At 47.8% G+C, this 18,474-nt stretch carries 15 protein-coding genes; 7 read left to right on the top strand and 8 right to left on the bottom strand.

Features of this window, described 5'->3' with window-relative positions:
• The first annotated feature begins 1 nt into the window (after position 1).
• Complete coding sequence (locus tag AC5JBY_RS24170; protein WP_495907236.1) at positions 2-820, top strand: PASTA domain-containing protein; 819 nt, start codon at positions 2-4, stop codon at positions 818-820.
• An 18-nt stretch (positions 821-838) separates the two neighbouring features.
• On the top strand, positions 839-1,147 hold the full coding sequence (locus AC5JBY_RS24165) for a rhodanese-like domain-containing protein (RefSeq protein WP_495907235.1): 309 nt from the start codon (positions 839-841) through the stop codon (positions 1,145-1,147).
• A 131-nt stretch (positions 1,148-1,278) separates the two neighbouring features.
• Here AC5JBY_RS24165 and AC5JBY_RS24160 read toward each other — a convergent pair whose 3' ends face one another.
• Both AC5JBY_RS24160 and AC5JBY_RS24155 read right to left on the bottom strand, forming a co-directional pair.
• A complete protein-coding gene (locus tag AC5JBY_RS24160) occupies positions 1,279-1,875 on the bottom strand; it encodes a methyltransferase family protein (protein WP_495907234.1) in 597 nt (198 codons plus the stop codon).
• Between the two features lie 65 nt (positions 1,876-1,940).
• Complete coding sequence (locus AC5JBY_RS24155; RefSeq protein WP_495907233.1) at positions 1,941-3,200, bottom strand: sensor histidine kinase; 1,260 nt, start codon at positions 3,198-3,200, stop codon at positions 1,941-1,943.
• A gap of 183 nt (positions 3,201-3,383) precedes the next feature.
• Here AC5JBY_RS24155 and AC5JBY_RS24150 point away from each other — a divergent pair, with 183 nt between their 5' ends.
• Complete coding sequence (locus AC5JBY_RS24150) at positions 3,384-5,282, top strand: ABC-F family ATP-binding cassette domain-containing protein (RefSeq protein ID WP_495907232.1); 1,899 nt, start codon at positions 3,384-3,386, stop codon at positions 5,280-5,282.
• Between the two features lie 78 nt (positions 5,283-5,360).
• A complete protein-coding gene (locus tag AC5JBY_RS24145; RefSeq protein WP_495907231.1) occupies positions 5,361-6,896 on the top strand; it encodes a M28 family peptidase in 1,536 nt (511 codons plus the stop codon).
• 53 nt (positions 6,897-6,949) lie between these two features.
• Here the strand turns inward: AC5JBY_RS24145 and AC5JBY_RS24140 are convergent, their stop codons facing one another.
• The 4 genes from AC5JBY_RS24140 to AC5JBY_RS24125 all read right to left on the bottom strand — a co-directional run bounded on the left by AC5JBY_RS24140 (position 6,950) and on the right by AC5JBY_RS24125 (position 10,474).
• Positions 6,950-7,900 carry a class I SAM-dependent methyltransferase gene (locus AC5JBY_RS24140; protein ID WP_495907230.1) on the bottom strand — a complete coding sequence of 317 codons (951 nt, stop codon included), beginning with the start codon at positions 7,898-7,900 and terminating at the stop codon, positions 6,950-6,952.
• Positions 7,897-9,114 carry an MDR family MFS transporter gene (locus AC5JBY_RS24135; RefSeq protein ID WP_495907229.1) on the bottom strand — a complete coding sequence of 406 codons (1,218 nt, stop codon included), beginning with the start codon at positions 9,112-9,114 and terminating at the stop codon, positions 7,897-7,899. The genes AC5JBY_RS24140 and AC5JBY_RS24135 overlap by 4 nt, the downstream gene beginning before the upstream one ends.
• 107 nt (positions 9,115-9,221) lie before the next feature.
• The gene (locus tag AC5JBY_RS24130; protein ID WP_495907228.1) at positions 9,222-9,935 is read right to left on the bottom strand and encodes a DUF4197 domain-containing protein; all 714 of its coding nucleotides are present in this window, start codon (positions 9,933-9,935) and stop codon (positions 9,222-9,224) included.
• A 101-nt stretch (positions 9,936-10,036) separates the two neighbouring features.
• Positions 10,037-10,474, bottom strand: coding sequence for an acyl-CoA thioesterase (locus tag AC5JBY_RS24125; RefSeq protein WP_495907227.1), 438 nt, complete (start codon positions 10,472-10,474; stop codon positions 10,037-10,039).
• A gap of 124 nt (positions 10,475-10,598) precedes the next feature.
• On the opposite strand from AC5JBY_RS24125, the gene AC5JBY_RS24120 reads away from it, so the two are divergent.
• From AC5JBY_RS24120 to bamJ, 3 genes are all read left to right on the top strand, one after another.
• Positions 10,599-10,922 (top strand): hypothetical protein, encoded by a 324-nt coding sequence (locus AC5JBY_RS24120; RefSeq protein WP_495907226.1) that lies wholly within the window; start codon positions 10,599-10,601, stop codon positions 10,920-10,922.
• Between the two features lie 209 nt (positions 10,923-11,131).
• Entirely contained in the window at positions 11,132-12,055 is a 924-nt protein-coding gene (locus tag AC5JBY_RS24115; RefSeq protein WP_495907225.1) for a tetratricopeptide repeat protein, read from the top strand.
• A 33-nt stretch (positions 12,056-12,088) separates the two neighbouring features.
• Positions 12,089-12,883 (top strand): BamJ family beta-barrel-assembly machinery protein, encoded by a 795-nt coding sequence (gene bamJ, locus AC5JBY_RS24110; protein ID WP_495907224.1) that lies wholly within the window; start codon positions 12,089-12,091, stop codon positions 12,881-12,883.
• Positions 12,884-12,960: 77 nt separating this feature from the next.
• On the opposite strand, the gene AC5JBY_RS24105 is transcribed toward bamJ, so the two are convergent.
• Together AC5JBY_RS24105 and AC5JBY_RS24100 are read right to left on the bottom strand one after the other, a co-directional pair.
• On the bottom strand, positions 12,961-16,206 hold the full coding sequence (locus AC5JBY_RS24105; protein WP_495907223.1) for a reprolysin-like metallopeptidase: 3,246 nt from the start codon (positions 16,204-16,206) through the stop codon (positions 12,961-12,963).
• A 181-nt stretch (positions 16,207-16,387) separates the two neighbouring features.
• Positions 16,388-18,313, bottom strand: a complete 1,926-nt coding sequence (locus AC5JBY_RS24100) for an SPFH domain-containing protein (protein ID WP_495907222.1) — start codon at positions 18,311-18,313, stop codon at positions 16,388-16,390.
• Between the last annotated feature and the right edge of the window lie 161 nt (positions 18,314-18,474).

Genomic DNA, 18,474 nt, shown 5'->3' with positions numbered 1-18,474 from the left:
TATGTTCAAATTCATCACCACACGACCCCTTTGGCAGAACATCCTTTTTGCGGTCATTCTGATCATCCTTCTCCTATTCCTTTTTTTGCAGTCCCTCAACCTGCTGACCAAACATGGCGATACACTTGTCATCCCTTCGGTTACAGGCAAGCCCTATGATCAGGCAAAAAAGATATTGGAAGACCAGGGGTTTGATGTAGAGATCCAGGATTCCATCTACAACGATACCGCCAAAGCACTTGCCGTATTACGCCAGTTCCCCGACGGCGAAGCGATCGTAAAAGTAAACCGCACCGTATACCTTACGATCAATAGAGCTGTACCGCCGGAGATAGAGATGCCCAACCTCGAAGGACAAACATTCCGCAGCGTACAACTTGCACTAAAACAATATGGCCTTAAACTGGATGACACGCTGTACGAAACAAACTTCGCTAAAAACGCAGTGATAGAAGTACGCTACAAAGGACAACGCATAAAGCCCGGTACCAAAATAGCTATGGGAAGTGGTATTGTCCTCGTATTGGGTAGTGGATTGGGGCAGGAAGAGTTGCCCGTACCTGATCTTTTTGGCAAAACTTATGCAGAAGCCCGTGTACTCCTCGAATCATACGGGTTGATTCTTGGCTCCATAGCGTATGATGGTTCTGTTTCCGATACCAGCATTGCATACATACACACTCAAATGCCAACACCGCTAATGCCCGATGGCACTGTAAGCATGATACGTCCGGGACAGTCCATCAATATAAGGCTGGTGGCACAGCGTCCCGTTCGTACTGACGATAGCACCACCGTTCCGGCACAACAACCAGAATAACAATTAACACCAGATAAAATGCAAAACATCACAGCAGAAGAAGTAAAAGCACGTATGAATGCCGGAGAACAACTCAACCTGGTCGACGTACGCGAGCCGCACGAACATGCTGACTTCAACATCGGAGGAACATTATACCCACTCGGAAAAATACAGACCATGCAGGTCGATGAGCTGGAAGCCCTCAAAGAGCAGGAAGTGATCGTATACTGCCGCAGTGGCAACCGCAGTGGACAAGCCGCCATGATCCTCGACATGCTCGGCTTCAAAAACACCAAAAACCTCGTCGGCGGCATGATGAACTGGGAAACCGTCTACGGCAGATAGTTTTTCCTTTTTGTCATTTCGAACGAAGCGATAGCGGAGTGAGAAATCTGCTTGCGACACAAAGGTTTCGAAGCAAACGTAAATTGCCCGGCCCTTTAGGGCCGGGATAAAGATCAACCCACCACTGGGCTTTAGCCCAATTTCATTTTGAACGGAATAAGCATCGGCACCCGTCGCTGATAATCTGTATATTCCTCACCAAATTCCTTGCGCAGCTTCTTTTCCTCCAACACAGCTCCCAGCCAGGTATACACCGTAACCATGCAGCAAGTCACGAGATAATGCATCGCCGGCAGCAACACAAAAAAAGACCACATGGCCAGTAACGTTCCGAAATAAAGCGGATGACGTACATACCGGTTCAAACCACCGGTAGCAAGCCCCATCGAAGCCTGCTTGGCGGGAAACAAAACATCGATCCCACTGAGATAAAAGAAATAACGCCGTATACAAATACCCATGATCAGGAGACCGGCAAGAGCGGGAACACCAAATACGATCAACAATACAGAAGAAGTTCGCCATAACCAATTGGCGGGAAGCTGTAACTCATAAACAACAATGACAACCAGTAAAAACAGCGCGATAAAAGAATAGATAAGACGATAATAGCGGAAATAAACACCGGTAACACTGGCTACCCAACCCTTCCACCATTCCGCTGCCAGCAGGCTATGCGATAGCCCAAACAATACCCAAAGAAGTATTAGCAGAAGGTAGGAATTCATACAGCAGCAATTTATACAATAAGCGTACCCCCCCATTTCAACCTATCAACTTTTCAACCCCTCAACTATATCTTAACCTTCAACAGACATCCCTTACCCGGTGATGACACGATCTCCATCTCACCATTAAACACCTCGATACGGTTATGGATATTATTCAGCCCCATGCCTGGTCTTACTTCCCCGGGATCGAAACCAATACCATCATCCTGGATCGTCAAATGAACATGCTCACCACAATGCGCCAGCCGGATAACGACAGATTGAGCATTTGAATGCTTTAAGGCGTTATTCAATTGCTCCTGGATAATACGGTAAAGGATCAGGCATTTGTTGTCCGGTACCTTCGATTCATCAAACCCCTCATGTTCCACTGTGAAATCGATGGCCTTTACAGGGCGGATATCTTCGATCAGTTGATGCAGACTTTCCAGTAGCCCATGCTCCTGAAGCGCAGGAGGTAGCAGCGAGCGTGATAACTGCCTGATCTCTTCTATTGTTTGAGAAATATAACTGGCACTCTTTTGTAGCAGCTCTTCCCGCATCTTGGGATTTACCAACGCATGCTGAATATACAACTTCACAACACCCAGCAACTGATTGATATTATCATGAAGCTCTTCACCCAGCTTCTTGCGTTCTGCTTCCTCTGCCTGCAACACGCTTTGCGCCACCTCATCTTTATGCCTCGTCTGCGCATCGATCAGCGTTTCCTGCAGGATCCGCTGCTCCGTTACATCCTGCATAGCTCCGATCAACCGGTAGGGCTTGCCTGCTTTATCACGCAGGATAAAACCCCGGTCAAAGATTGTTTTGTATTCCCCGTTCTTGCAACGGAACCGGTACTCATCCTGCCACACCTTTCCACCAGTATCCAGTTTGGCATCGATGGCATCCAGCACACGAGCCTTGTCAGCCGGGTGCAGGTTATTCGTCCACCAATGATAGTTGTCCTGCAATTCATCAGAAGTATAACCAAAAGTCTCTTGCAGGGCACGGTTGGTATAACATATTTTGGTAACAATATTATAATCCCAGATCGCATCATTGGTAGCCATGCCCAGCAACTCATACCGCTCCAATAGATCCTCCTCTTGCTTGTGCGACTTATCGATATTAGTTTGCAACCGGCGACTTACGAAATAGATCAGCAGGGCAGATAGCACCACAAATAAAATACCCTTATAATTCTGCAGCTTATTGTAGGAAGAGAGATCATGATTGGTGAGCGTTAGCGTGAGGGAATCAGAAAACAATATCCAGGCAATGCCGAATACAAGAAAAGCCAGTGAAAGTTTAACAGAGGAGGGCAGTGGATTTCGCATACAATAGGCTATAAACACACAATATTGCGAAAAAAATGCTTGCATTCCATGACAATCGTACTTTTCATAATAAATAAATGCACGAGCTGTATCAGTAACCCCTGCAACTGAAACTTGTAACGTGCAACCTAAGCCCTTTTCAACCTATAAACTTATCAACTTTTCAACCCCTATCTTTGCCCCATGCATTACGTTTCAGCAGAAGCACTCACAAAATCATTCGGCGTCAAGCCGCTTTTTGATAATATATCATTTCACATTGAAGAAGGCGATAAGATTGCACTCGTGGCCAGGAACGGCAGCGGCAAATCCACCCTCCTTAAAATACTGGCAGGCAAAGAAGTGCCCGATGAAGGAAAAGCCTGGATCAATAAAGAAGTCACCGTTGCCCTTTTCGATCAGGAACCGGTATTCCGTGAAGACCTCTCTGTACTTGATAACATCTTCCAGCATGATCATCCCATTATCAACGCTATCAAGCAATACGAAGCCGTTAGCGAAGAAGGAACACCCGAACAGGTAAGCGATGCCATTGTCAAAATGGACGAACTGGGCGCCTGGGATTTCGATGCCAGCGTAAAACAGATACTGGGCAAGCTCAACATACACCACCTCAATCAGCCCACAGGTACCCTGTCGGGTGGGCAGCGTAAGCGCGTGGCCCTTGCCAAAACACTGATCGATATAGGATTTGAACATAAACACGTGCTCCTTATCATGGACGAGCCCACCAACCACCTCGATGTAGAAATGGTGGAATGGCTCGAGCATTACCTCAACCAGCAACACGTAACCCTGCTACTCGTTACCCACGACCGCTACTTCCTCGACAACGTGTGCAACGAAATATGGGAAATGGACCGCAGCGAACTCACAGTATATAAAGGCGATTACGAGAACTATTTAGAGAAGAAAGCTGCCCGCATGGAAAGTGAAGCAGCCAGCATCGATAAAGCACGCAACACCTACCGGCGCGAACTGGAGTGGATGCGCAAACAGCCCAAAGCCCGGACCACCAAATCCAAAAGCAGGCAGGATAACTTCTATGCAGTAGAAGCGAAAGCCAAACAACGCATAGAAGAACAGAAGTTGCAACTGGACATGAAGATGACCCGCCTCGGAGGAAAGATCGCCGAGCTAAAGAAAGTCTACAAAAGCTATGGCGAAAAAGTCATCATGAAAGGCTTCGACTATACCTTCAAAAAAGGAGAGCGGGTAGGAGTAGTAGGTAAAAATGGAGTAGGCAAATCCACCTTCATCAACATATTGCAAGGCTCGGAACAACCCGATAGCGGAAAGATCAATATTGGAGAAACAGTTGTCTTCGGTAACTACTCACAACAGGGACTTACCATCAAAGAAGACATGCGCGTAATCGAATACGTCAAAAACATAGCAGAAAGCTTCCCCCTCGCCAGCGGAGGATCATTAAGCGCCGCGCAATTCCTTGACCTTTTCCTCTTTCCGCCCGACCAGCAATACACCTATATCTCAAAACTCAGTGGAGGAGAAAAACGACGCCTCCACCTGCTGTCCATCCTGTTCCGTAATCCCAACTTCCTGGTGCTCGATGAGCCTACCAACGACCTTGATCTGCCGACTCTGGGCGTACTGGAAAACTTCCTCAACGACTTCCAGGGCTGTCTGCTGATCATATCCCACGACCGATACTTCATGGACAGGTTGGTAGACCACCTGTTTGTCTTTGAAGGCAATGGAGAGATCAACGACTTCCCGGGCAACTATACCCAATACAGGATAGCAGAAAAAGAGAAAGAAGAAAACAAAGCAGCAAGCCCAAAAGCTGAGGCTAAGCCTCAGAACACGGCGCCGATGAGTGATGCAACCGGTAAGCCGGCAGAGAAAAAAAGACTGTCATATAAAGAAAAAAGAGAGTTTGAAACCCTGCAGCAGGAAATAGCCAATCTTGAAAAAGAAAAAGTTACCGTAACTGAGAAGCTCAACAGCGGCAGCGCGCCATTCGACGAATTACAACAGCTGGCCGTTCGCATCGGAGAGATTACCAACCTCCTCGACGAAAAAGAGCTGCGCTGGCTGGAACTCAGCGAGATGGAAGGCTAACCCTATAATTCCACCAATGGCAACTAAAATCACATTGGTTGCCCTATTTTCGCCTCCTAAACACAAACAATACATTACATGAGAAAACTATGCCTGATAATGGCATTGGTAGCACCTTGTGGAATGATGGCCCAAAAAGCTGCCAATCCAACTACCTACGCCAACAGCATTACGGCGGAAGACCTGAAAAAGCACCTCTACATCATAGCTGGTGCAGAAATGGAAGGACGCGAAACTGCTACAGAAGGACAGCGCAAAGCCGCTGCCTACATCGAAAACCATTTTAAACAACTGGGCCTGGCGCCGGGCATAAATGGAGGATACCAGCAACCATACCCTGTATTCCAGGATTCACTGGTAAAAGCATCCATTGAAGTAAACGGAAAGAAGTTTGCACCCTTTACCGACTTTGCAGTTAACCTTGGAGGCAGCAATACATCAGCCTTCCTGGGAAGCGAAGTTGTATTTGTAGGATATGGCATCAGCGATTCAACCCGCGACGACTACAAAGGCATCGATGCAAAAGGAAAAATAGTGCTCGTATTGGCAGGGGCACCACCCGCAGCAGCACAACCAGCCGGAGCACCCCGTCGTGGTTTTGCCGTTAACCCCGTACTGGATGCAGCAGCTAAAAATGGAGCAATAGCCGTATTTCAGGTGCAGGCAGGCTTTCCCCGCAGAGCAGGTGCTGCACGTGGATTCCAATACGTAAATGGATTCCGGAAAGCCAATTACCCCAACCTCATTGCTATCTCTGATCAGGTGGCAGAAAGCATCATGGGCACAGACTATGCGCCAGCCAAAGAAGCAATGAAAGCTGGCAATCCTGTTGCTAAAGCCTATACAGCCAACGTAGGCGTTGAGCTTATCAAATATATTACAGCACTCGAGAGCACCAACGTGATAGGATTCCTGGAAGGTTCAGACAAGAAAGACGAATACGTGTTCATCACAGCCCATTACGACCACATTGGAAAAACAGCAGCAGGCGTCATCAACTACGGCGCCGACGATGATGGCTCTGGAACAGTGAGCGTTCTCGAACTGGCTGAAGCATTTGTAAAAGCCAAAGCCGCTGGCAAAGGCCCACGTCGCTCCATCGTATTCATGACGGTATCAGGAGAAGAAAAAGGATTATGGGGATCAGCTTACTATGGCGATCATCCGGTATATCCCCTCGATAAGACAACAGTCGATCTCAACATCGACATGATTGGCCGCATCGATCCCAAACGTAAGATTGGCGATTCAACCAATTACGTATATGTAGTAGGAGATGACAAGCTCAGTTCAGACCTGCGCCCGATCAGCGAGGCCATGAATAAAAAGTATATCAAGATGGAGCTGGATTACAAATACAACGATCCGAAAGATACAGAGCGCATCTACTATCGCAGCGACCATTACAACTTTGCACGCAAAGGAGTACCCATCATCTTCTATTTCAACGGCACCCATGCCGACTACCACCGTCCGGGCGACACACCCGATAAGATCGGTTATGAGTTGATGGCAAAAAGAGCAAAGCTGGTATTCTACACAGCCTGGGAAATGGCCAACCGCAACGACATGCTCAAGCGCGACATTCCCCTTGATCCCAATGCAGTACGATAATACTGTAAACTAATAAAAGAAAATGCGGCCCCTTGAGGCCGCATTTTCTTTTATTATACTTTTTCAATCTTATAACACCACCTGAAAAGCTTTCCCTGAAAATCAAACGGCGTAGTAGCTTTGGTAATATCCCTGATCGAAGACGAGTGTATCTTCTCCTGCTCCAACACAAAACGCCGGAAGTTAGTACTGAAGTAGATCACTCCACCGGGCGAAACAGCCTGCAACGTCTTATTCAACAACTCCGCATGATCACGCTGAATATCAAGGAAGTCGACCATGCGCTTACTATTACTGAAAGTAGGAGGGTCCATGATCACCAGGTCAAAAGAACCCGGCTTCAAAGAATCGAGGTATTGCTTCACGTCGGCATGAACATAAGAGTGCTTATTGGGGTCATACAAGTTATTCAACACCATATTATCCTCACCCCATTTCAGATAAGTCTTGGAAAGATCTACAGACGTTACCGACGCAGCGCCACCGGCCGCTGCATACACGGAAAAAGAAGCAGTATAACAGAATAGATTCAGAACATGTTTGTCTTTAGAAGCCTCACGCACCATACCACGGGTAATGCGGTGATCGAGGAACAAGCCGGTATCGAGATAGTCAGATAAGTTTACTTTAAACGTCAGCCCTGCTTCCTTCGCAAGGAAGAAAGCCTCCTCTGTGGCAACCCGCTGATATTGACCCAGGCGACCTTGCTTGCGTTGGCGCTGCTTGATATAGACATTATCGGCAGGCATTTCCAGGATCTCACTGATCACTACGATACAGTCTTCCAGCCATTGCTCATGCTCCTCTTCCGAAAGCGCATGACGGCGCTTGTATTCAGCGAGGTAAATATTCTCTTCGTAGATCTCGATACAAAAGGGAAACTCGGGCAGGTCATGATCATATACCCGGTAACAGGTGATGCCTTGCCGGCGGGCCTGCTTGCCAACATGCCGGTATACCTTCGACAACCGGTTCCTGAACATCTCGAACTTTTCCGTATTCATGACCCCAAAGATACTTCCTTCCTCTTCATCATCCAGAAACCCACACTGGTCACTACACACAATCCCCCAACACCCCACCACAGCACGGTCCAGCCAGCATGTTCTGCCACCTGCGAGCCAAAGAAAGGACCCAGCGTTTGCGCAATCGACCAGGCGATCGTATACAAACCGGCATATTGCCCACGGTTATGAGCGGCCGTGCGCACGATCCAGAAAGAGTTCATGAAAGGCATGGCCAGTATCTCACCAAAAGTGACCAGTATGATCATGCCGATGGCCAGCGTCGCATTCATGTTGAATACATTCAACATCAGGTAAGCAAGACCACATAAAAGAACACCTACGGAAATGTAATACAGCTTGCTGCGCTTACCCTCCAGTTTGAAGATCAGCACCATCTCGATGAAAGTAATGATCAGGCCATTCAAAGCATTCAGCAAACCGATGTATTGCTCGGAGAAATGAAGCACGTTCTTGAAATAAGCAGTCAGGTTATTGAACACCTGGAAAAAGCAGGCGGCAAACAAGATGGTCAATACGATGAACCACAGGAACACCTTGTCTTTATAAGCAGAATGACTGGGATCCGGAGCTGCAACGTGTTCTTTCTTTTCACTGTTGGTTTTGGAAGGAGGTAATAAGAACCACATCAAAATAGCAGCGGCGATATTGGTAAAACCATCCACCCAGAAAAGCAGTTCATAATCGTAAGCTGCGATCAGCCCACCGGCGGCGCTGCCCACAGCCCAGCCCAGGTTGATGGCGAGGCGGTTCAGCGAAAAAGAGCGGGTACGATTCTCCGGGTTACTATAAAAAGCAATAGCAGTAGAGTTGGCCGGACGGAAAGATTCATTCACCATGCTCAACAAAAAACTCAGCACACAAATACTGGTAAAGGAATGCATTTGCCCCAGGATCATGAACAGGATACCACCGCCAATAAGCGCAAACATCTGCACACGGAAAAAGCCGATCCTGTCAGTGAGCCGACCACCCAGGTAGCCACCGGCAATAGCGCCAAGACCAAAGAGGCCCATGACGATACCGGCATCGCCGATACTATAACCAACTTCAGGACTAATGAGATAAATGGTCATGAATGGCAACACCATCGTGCCGCTCCGGTTGATCAGCATGATGAATGAAAGCCACCAGGTAGAAGGAGACAGACCGCTGTAAGCACTTCTATACAGGGACAAGGTGGTAGATAACATGGCTATGACTTATAAATGCGCAGCAAAAATAAGCATCCACCTGCCTAAAAAAGAAAACATCCCCATAATAGAGGATGTTTCTTTATAATATGCTTGAAGCTTGCTTCTTATCCAAATACCTTCTTCAACGTCTCCGTCACGCGTGCAGCAGGGTCCTTGCGGATCTTCTGCTCTTCCTGGGCTACCTGGAAAAACAGGCCACCCAACGCACGGTCCGTTACATAACCCGAAAGATCAGGATTTACCTTAGATACGAGCGGGATCTTATTATAAGCCTCCATTACAGCTTTCCAGTGCTTGGTAGCGCCGGTCTTTTCCAGAGCGCCTTCGATCACAGGACGGAAAGCGTTAGACAGGGCGGGTAATGTTTTACCCCTCAGGTAACCGGTAGCGGCAGTATCACTGCCCCTCAGAATACCCAGGGCATCCTGGAAACTCATATTCTTAACAGCATCCACAAAGATGGGAGCAGCAGATTTGGAAGCCTCTTCGGCAGCACGGTTCATAGACAGGATCGCATCATCTACGAGTTTACCCATACCGGCTGAACGCAATGTTTTCTCGACCTTTTGAGCCTCGGGAGGCATCAACACCTTGATAGCGGCATTGGCAAAAAAGCCATCAACAGAAGATAATTTAGTAGCGCTGTTTTGAGCACCTACAGACAGCGCCTCTTTCAAACCGGCCACGATGTCTTCGTTGCTCAGGGAGCCACCTTTGCCCTTATTCAATAAGTTACCAGCCTTTTTCAGCAGGCCACCAGATTGAGCAAAAGATGCAACAGAAGTAAGCAATAACAGGGGGAGTACTAATTTTTTCATAGCGACATTATTTCGTTAAAAGTAACGTCACTTTCTATAAAAAGTTGTTAACCCTCAGCTATTTAATGCCATATTAAACCCTATTTAATTCCCTGTCGGCCTTATTTAATCCACTCAAACCCTTCCGGCCGGGGCATATTGTTAAAAACGTGCAAAACCTGCTCCGGTGGGGCCGCTAACTTGCGCAGCTGTGTATTGATCCAGGCGCCGTCAACGGTGATAATGGCCGCCAGCGTATCGGAATTTTTATAAATATGATGCTGGATACTCCAGCGCGATTGATCTTCCTTGGCCTTCAGTAAGTGCAGATCGATAGACACCGCATCACCCAATCGGATCTCTTTGCGAAACACACATTCTTCCCGGAACAGGACGGGACCAAGATTATTTTGCGCCATAAAAGCGGCGGTGAGGCCATGCGCATCCAGGAATGCAATGCGGCAATAAGCTCCATAATCATAATAAACGGAGTGGCGTAAGTGAAAATTAGGGTCCAGGTCCGACCAACGAACTTCAATATGCTTTACGTAATTACTCATACATTATTTTTTAACAACCTTATCCGTAAAATTATACGATACCGTAAATATTAGCTAACTTTCAGTTAAGCTGTTGCTTTCAACAATGTCACCAAGGATTTGTTGAGGGGGCGCCACCAGCAATATGCGCAAGCTGATCACCATAATATGCCTTACCGCTTTTGTTGCCTTACAATATGGCAAGATCGTCAGCTATTGGCATTGTAAGCTTATTGCGCCACCCAATTGCGATTGCCAGAAAACACTATTGACGGGCCATACGGATAAAGATCATCCCCATATCCCTATCGCCACTGCCAAAGAAAAAGCTGAAGAAGTCTACCTTGTCCATGAGCACATTATTCAACTACCAGTTATAATCATTACAGATAACAACAAACAGCGTTACTACAACGCCGACATCCCCACTGGCCACACCGCCTCGATCTTTCAACCTCCCCGGGCATAGACAATCATACCAGTATTCAAATCACTTCAATGCCATTGTTGCAAATTGCGCATGGAGTATTGCGTATGCAATATTGTTTGCTTAGCAACCATGTGTTCTGCATAAAGTAAGTGGTGCGTCACCGTAGCGCTTGTCCCGCTCTGTGGGATGACGTTACTGAAGCTTATGTCCATCTCGTACCTGCCGTTAAAACACAAAAAACTACAATCATGAAACTTATACATATATCACTCATAATCACAATCACATTTATAGCCTGCAACAGGCACACCGTACCCACAGCCGCTGCACAAACTACAGCACCTGTTCAGGCAACCGAATACAAAGACGCCGCCGGAAATACCAACCTCTTGGGCAAAACCCCACGCGAGCGCTTAACCCAAGCCCCCTTCGATGCCTGGTTCAATAAGAACTACACAGACTACACCATCGACACCAACACCGCCAACCAGCTAAAACCCCTGTTGAAGAATAAGCAATTTGTCATTTACATGGGCACCTGGTGTGGCGATAGCCGCCGGGAGGTGCCACGCATGTATAAACTACTGGACTATTGCGGCGTGAAGCCATCACAGATACAAGTGATCAATGTAAATAATCATGATTCGGCCTACAAACAAAGCCCGCAGCATGAAGAAAGAGGACAATACATATTTAAAGTACCGGACTTGTTGGTGTATGAGAACAACAAAGAAAAGGGTAGGATAGTAGAGACACCAGTAGCCACACTCGAAAAAGACCTGCTGGTAATAGCAGACAATAAAGGGTATGCGCCCAAATATCCCGGCATTGCGTATTTGATTAACCTGATGCAATCACCACAATGGATGCCGACTAAAGCCACACTCGAACAGTCAGCCGAACAACTCAGGACATTAATTACAAATTGGGGAGAGCTGGCATCCTTTGGCAGGGTATTGCTCACTGGTGGGGAAACAGACAAGGCGATCGACGCCATGCGCATCAATACCATACTATTCCCTGCCGAGCCAGGCGCCCACAACTACCTGGCCACTGCCTACGTCAAAAAAGGCAATACCAAAGCAGCCAGGGAATGCTGCGAGAAGGTGTTACAAATGCAGCCCGGAAACCAGCAGGCCATCGCCATGCTCAACCAGCTCAATAAGCAATAATTCCCTACATTTGGGCCCATTAAAAACAACGGAATGAAAAAAACGAGTTTATTGATAGTTACCTGTTTTGCCGCTGCTACCACGATCGCACAAACCACAAAACCCGCAACCACAAAACCTGCAACCGCTAAACCGGCCCCTAAAACAGCTACAGCCAAACCCGCTACCGGCGCAAAGCCCGGCGGCACAGCAGTAGCGATGAAAAGCTCAGTAGATTCATTCAGCTATGCAATAGGATTGAGCATTGCTAATTTCTATAAACAACAAGGCGTTACTGGCATCAACAACCAGTTGGTGCTCAAAGCCCTCACAGATGCAAAAAATGGCAAGCCGGTGCTGAACGATGAGCAGGCCAACATGTGCATCATGAACTACATGCAGGAAGCCCGCAGCCAGAAATCTTCCGGCACAAGAAAAGCAGGACAGGCATTCCTGGCGCAGAACAAGGCTAAAGCAGGCGTGGTAACCTTGCCCAGCGGCTTGCAATACCAGATATTACAGGCAGGAACAGGGCCCAAACCAACACCAACTGATCAGGTAAAATGCCACTATGTAGGATCATTTATCGATGGACAGGTATTTGAAAGTTCCTATGCCCGGAATGAGCCCGCTACCTTCCAGGTAGGAGGCGTTATCAGAGGTTGGACAGAAGCCCTGCAACTGATGCCCGTAGGTAGCAAATGGAAACTGTTTATCCCTTCAGAACTGGGATATGGCGACGGAGACAATGGCCCGATAGCCGGTGGTTCCACCCTCATCTTTGAAGTGGAACTGCTGGAGATCATTAAACCACAATCCACACAGCCTACCCAGCCCATACAACAATAATTGAATTATTGTCAATAAAAGTAAAAGCCGGACGCCACGCGTCCGGCTTTTGTATTTTACTCTGAACTCAAGACTCTCTACTCTTTCACAAACTTATACTGATGCATCTTCACTCCCTTCTCATCAGTCACCACCAGCATATATACACCACTGGCAAAAGAACGTACATCCAGTAATGTATTACCTTCCGATGCAGGTTTATTGATCAGCAACCTGCCATTGACATCCACTACCTTGATCACCGACCGCGAAGAAGTACCCGCAATGTTTACGTTCAGCGAGCTCACCACAGGATTGGGGAACACACGCACCTTGGGAGCGCTGGTAAAGTCGGGAGCATCATCACCCCTTGAGGCTGTCCCCGTAGCTACGCGTAGCGTGTAACAGTTGGTAGCGTTGTTGGCATTGCTATAACCATATACCCGTATATAGTAAGTACCGGCAGCGGCTGTGTAATTGATGGTCTCACTGCTGGTGCCGCCTGCCTGTGAAATGCCTACCTGCGTTTGTGCACTGTTGAACAACCGGATATCATAATCAGCCGGCAATGTGCTCAGCGTAATAGTGATGGTGCCACCGGTAGTGATGACGAACCGGTAATAATCATTATCACCGCTCGGGCTAATCAAACCAGTAATATTTGTATTCAGCGGAATTTGTGGGGCACCTGCGAAAGTGCCATTACTGCTGTTGTCATAAGTGCTGGCGCAACCGGTCACCGTAGTAGCACCGATGTTCAGGTTATAACATACCGAAGTACTGAAAGCACCACTATATCCGAATACCTGGATATAATAAGTGCCAGCCGCAGCATTCGTGCGTGTAATAGATTCACTGGAAGTGCCACCGTTCTCAGAACGTGCCAGCTCAGTACCAGCAGAATTATACAAAATGATATCATAATCACCCGGCAGGTTACCCAGCGTAATATTGAGGTTGCTGGTAGCACTCAAAGTAAAGGAATACCAGTCCTTATCAGAAGCACTGCCGATAGCAGCCGAAATAGCGGTGTTGGTAGCCACAGCTGCCGCCGCACTAAGCGTTTCATTGGGCTCATAAGCATTCGTACAACCAATGATAGGGGAAGTCGTGAATTGAGCAGCGGAGTAAGAACTGCTGCCTGATGCGCAATTGGCCCGTACCCGCCAATCATAAGTAGTATTAGCGGCTAAACCACCTAAGTTGGCAGAAGTAGTGGTAATGCCTGCTGCACCAGCTGACCACGTAGAAGAAGCAGTCGTTTTATAATCGACATCATAACTATTGGCGCCGCTTACTGCCGTCCAGCTTACAGTGGCGCCTGCAGCCGTAACGCCTGAAGAAGCTAAGCCAGTAGGAGGAGAGCAGGTGGGAGGCGTACCGCTGATCGTGAAGTTGACATTCGAAATATCATAGAAAATATTACCCACCGCCTCGATCTTCACCCTTGCCTGTGTAGTAACATTATTAGGCACGGTAATACTTTCCGTACCATCGTTGGCGGTGCTGGCCAGCAATATGATGGGGAAGCTATTACCGCCATCAGTCGATAAGCTGATCTTCACATTGGTACAACTAACAGGAGCTGCATTAGTGCTGTTCACACTCCAGGTAATCGTTTGCGAAGAACCTGGCGCCCAGGTAACAGCCGTATTGGGAGCTGAAACAGCAAAAGGTCCGGCGGCAGAGGATATGATTACCTGCATATCATCACTGTTGTTATTACCACCGCCACTATGATTGTCCCGTACGGTAAACCGGAAGTTAAGCGTGCGCGCTACAGAAGGCAACACTTCCCACTTGTTGCTATTGGTTCCTCCCAGTACAGAAGCCAGGTTGGGGAAGGCACGTGAAGGACTGGTGGAATAAGATACACTTCTGAACTGCGGGCCCGAAGTAGCCGTAGCAGAAGGAACAGTAGCCGAGCCGGAAGCATAATTATCATACTGCTCCCAGGTATACGTCAGTACATCTCCGGCATCTGCGTCGGCACCGGTACCAGATAATACAAAAGGAGTAGACCTCGGAATAGTATAATTAGCGCCCGCATTGGCGGTAGGAGTGGAGTTGCCGGTAATAGTTACTACAGCGCAGCCACCACCAGTAGAGCCCTTAATATAATCAGTTACCTGCTCGACACTTTTAGCGTGGAAATAATCATCACTATGCGGTTGCACATCAGTCGTTGAACCGGTAATGCCGGCGTAACCCATGATGGTGCTGCCACTGCCCGGCTCCATATTGGCGCCGGTACCTTCCGTCTGGAAAGAGAAAGTATGATTGGCGCCAAACTGGTGGCCCATCTCATGCGTGGAATAATCCACCACAAAAGGATCACCCTCCGGCGTTGTGTGAGAAGTAAAGGCGCTGCCCTTCTGACCGGCAACGCAAACACAACCAATACAGCCTGCATTACCATTGTTGGAACCGCGGTGCACGAGGTGGCCAATATCATAATTGGCATTACCGATCACGGCGTCGATAGTTTGCTGTGTTTTGGTATTGTATTCATTGGTCCACGGATCAGAAGCAGCCGTGAGATAGATGATCGCATCATTATTGGCGATCAGGTTCAGGCGAACGCCAAAATCACGCTCATAGATACCATTCGTTCTGGTCATTAGCGTGTTCATAGCAGCCAGTACTTTGGCCTTCCGTTGTGCGTCGGTGGTTTCTGTACCATTCAAGAAATAAGTGGCATACTCGCCAGTACAGGCCAAAGCCAGACGATAAATGCGCAGCCTGCCATCATCAGCGCCCCGCAACACTTCGCCGGGAATAGCAGCAGAAGGTTGCTGGATCTTGTTGTTCTCTTGCGTGAAACATTGAAACACATTCCGGTAATCGATCACCTCCTGACGCGAGAACACAACATAATACTTCGCATCACGGTCGATGGGATCAATGTAGATCGTTGGCCGGTCGGCAGACAAGATCATTCCATGAAAGCCCCTTGGCGAAACATCAAACCGGATGGTGGAAGTGGGGTGGTCGATCCCCTGGCCGGCATACGATTGAATTTCTGGGTAGCGGACTGCCAATGCTGGGTCCATCACAGGCGCGGACACAACACTAAACCGTTCCAGTTGATTACCAACAGGAACAGCAATGATAAAAGAAGATTGAGCGGCCGATACCCTTCTTTCCGAAGGAGAGTTGCGCAACGTGCGCGTTATCGAAGGTTCGTCCAGCCGGTACAGCTGGTAGGTTGAGGGCTTAATGTGGGTGGTGAAGAGATTTTTAGTGATGGTGGATTCATTGACAGGCGCCCAGAAATCAGCTTGTTGGGACAAAGCGCCATATCCGACCAACACTAATGCAAAGAGTAGTGTGATCTTTCTCATGAGACTTGGTTTTTGGTTATACCTAAATTAAACCAAAAAAGGATCGTTTGCGCAAAGGCGTTTGGGTATAAACATAAATGCAACTGCGCGTCACAAACTATAAAACCTTTGCTTTGATGCGTAAGGCGTAGTTCGTAACACGCAGCTGCATTTGACTGCCAATCGTTTCTGAAAACTACTACTAATTAGATAAACTATCATTCTTCGTATTGTTGTCTACCTTTCTGCGTATCTGTTCCAGTAATTGCAGCCCCAACAAACCATTAATAGAGCCATTCCCATCACCATTACCACCAATCAGGACGTCGGGCATCACCTTAATATGCTGCGTACCGATGGCCTCCATAATTTTGAGCTGAGTAAAATTATCACCTCCCATGCCTTCTACCGCCAGCTTATAAGACTCAGCCGAAGACTTACCGATAGCCAGGATCTTTTCAGCTTCCGCATTACCCGTAACAGATATTTTCTCCGCTTCCGCCTTAGCCAGCCATTCTATCTTTTCAGCATCGGCCTTGGCCAGCAAGCGTGTTTTTGCTGCCTCTCCGTCGGCCAGCAATTTCACCCTTTCCGATTCGGCAGTAGCCTGGATGCGTACACTATTCGCATCACCCGTTGCTTTCTTTACAGATGCATCAGCAACACGCTCAGCGATCAATACACCCTGATCGGCTTTTACAATATCCTTCTGGATCTCAGCAATAGCCGTTTCCTTTTCCAGGTCCTGCCTTGTTTCCTGCGCCAGCCTTTGCGTTTCATAAGTTACCTTTTGCTCTTCCGCCAGCTTACGATCGGTGAGTGTTTTCATCAAGGTCTCCGGTGGCACGATATCACCGATCAGCGTATCGACACCAAATACGTTATACTGATCCAGCACATGACCAATATGCTCCCGGGCAGATTCCTGCCTTTCCTTCCGGCTTTTCAGGAAGTCAATTACATCGGCATCCTGCGCCGAGTTGCGGAAGTAGTTACCAATAGTAGGTTCCAGCACCTGCGTTACGAGATTACTCATATTACCGAACCGGGCAATTACCTTGGGCGCTTCAGTAGTAGGAATATGAATGATCTGCGCTACATCGAGGTTGAACGTAAAGCCATCCTTGCTGCGCACTGCAATAGTAGAAAGGTTTTTATCCAGCTGATGCGATTCACTGCGCGCACTTGCCCAGTTGAGCACAAGGTTAGTAGTGGGCACCAACTCGATCTTCATAATATGCGAATTGACAGGATATTTACCAGGCCCCAGCGGTTCAGCCCATACACCCTTCTGCTTTTTGGACACGATATTCCCATGCTTGAATTCCACACCACTTAAGTCTACACCCTCTTCACCTACAAACGAAATGACCACACCCACATAACCGATGGGGATTTCCGTCATCTTCACCATCTCTACTTTGGTAAACCAGGGATTCAGAAAATAAGAACCCGCCAGGATCACTTGTTCCTGTAGCCCTTTAGATCCGCCGTTGCTTAAGAACGTATCTATATCCTGAAACTTGCTATGACCTTCGATCTGCCCGCCGGCGATCTGGCCTTCATCGAGCGGTTGTCCCTCCAGTGTGGTCACAATACCCACCGCATTATCAGGGATGGTGGTCATATCATAGATCTCGGTCTCGAACAGAAAAGTATTGATCCGGTAAGAGCCGGGCGGAATAATAGCCGTTTGTCGTCCCTTCCGTCCACCATTCTGCAGAAAAGCTTTGGCGTCCTGGAAAGTATCGCACTCCACCTTGCGGGCAAGGATACGGCCCGTTTCCAGTTCCTTTCCATCCTTGGACATTACCAACCCGATCTTTCCTGTAGGAATGATCGTAAAAGGCTGAAACGTGATCTCATACTGCCACATCCATTTCCAGAAGTAAACACCCGGAGGTAAGGTATCTGCCTGAAAGCCCGCTTCGCCTTCGGTTGCAACAATGCGATTTGCCGGTAGTTCCTGCTTGCCTACCAGCACCCACTTCTTGGTCACCAAACCAATGCGGTCTTCCGGAACAATTACAAGACCAAAGAAAAAACGAAGAATAGACTTATACAGTAAAAGGCAAAAAAGGGGTATACCAATGAGCATAGCCCATTGAATTAGCGTTAGGGAGTTCATAATATTTAATGATAATTAAAAGCTATAGAAAATAGATAACCATCCCATGGCTGCTACGGGAATGTAACGGCCATAGGTATAACCATAAATAGTTGTAAATACACGATTACTAACAGCCGGGAGGAGAAGTATTGTGAATGGTGAACCGGATGGTCCGGTAA

The sequence above is a fragment of the Paraflavitalea sp. genome (genome assembly GCF_059502485.1).
This window is presented reverse-complemented; position numbering and strand designations above follow the sequence as displayed.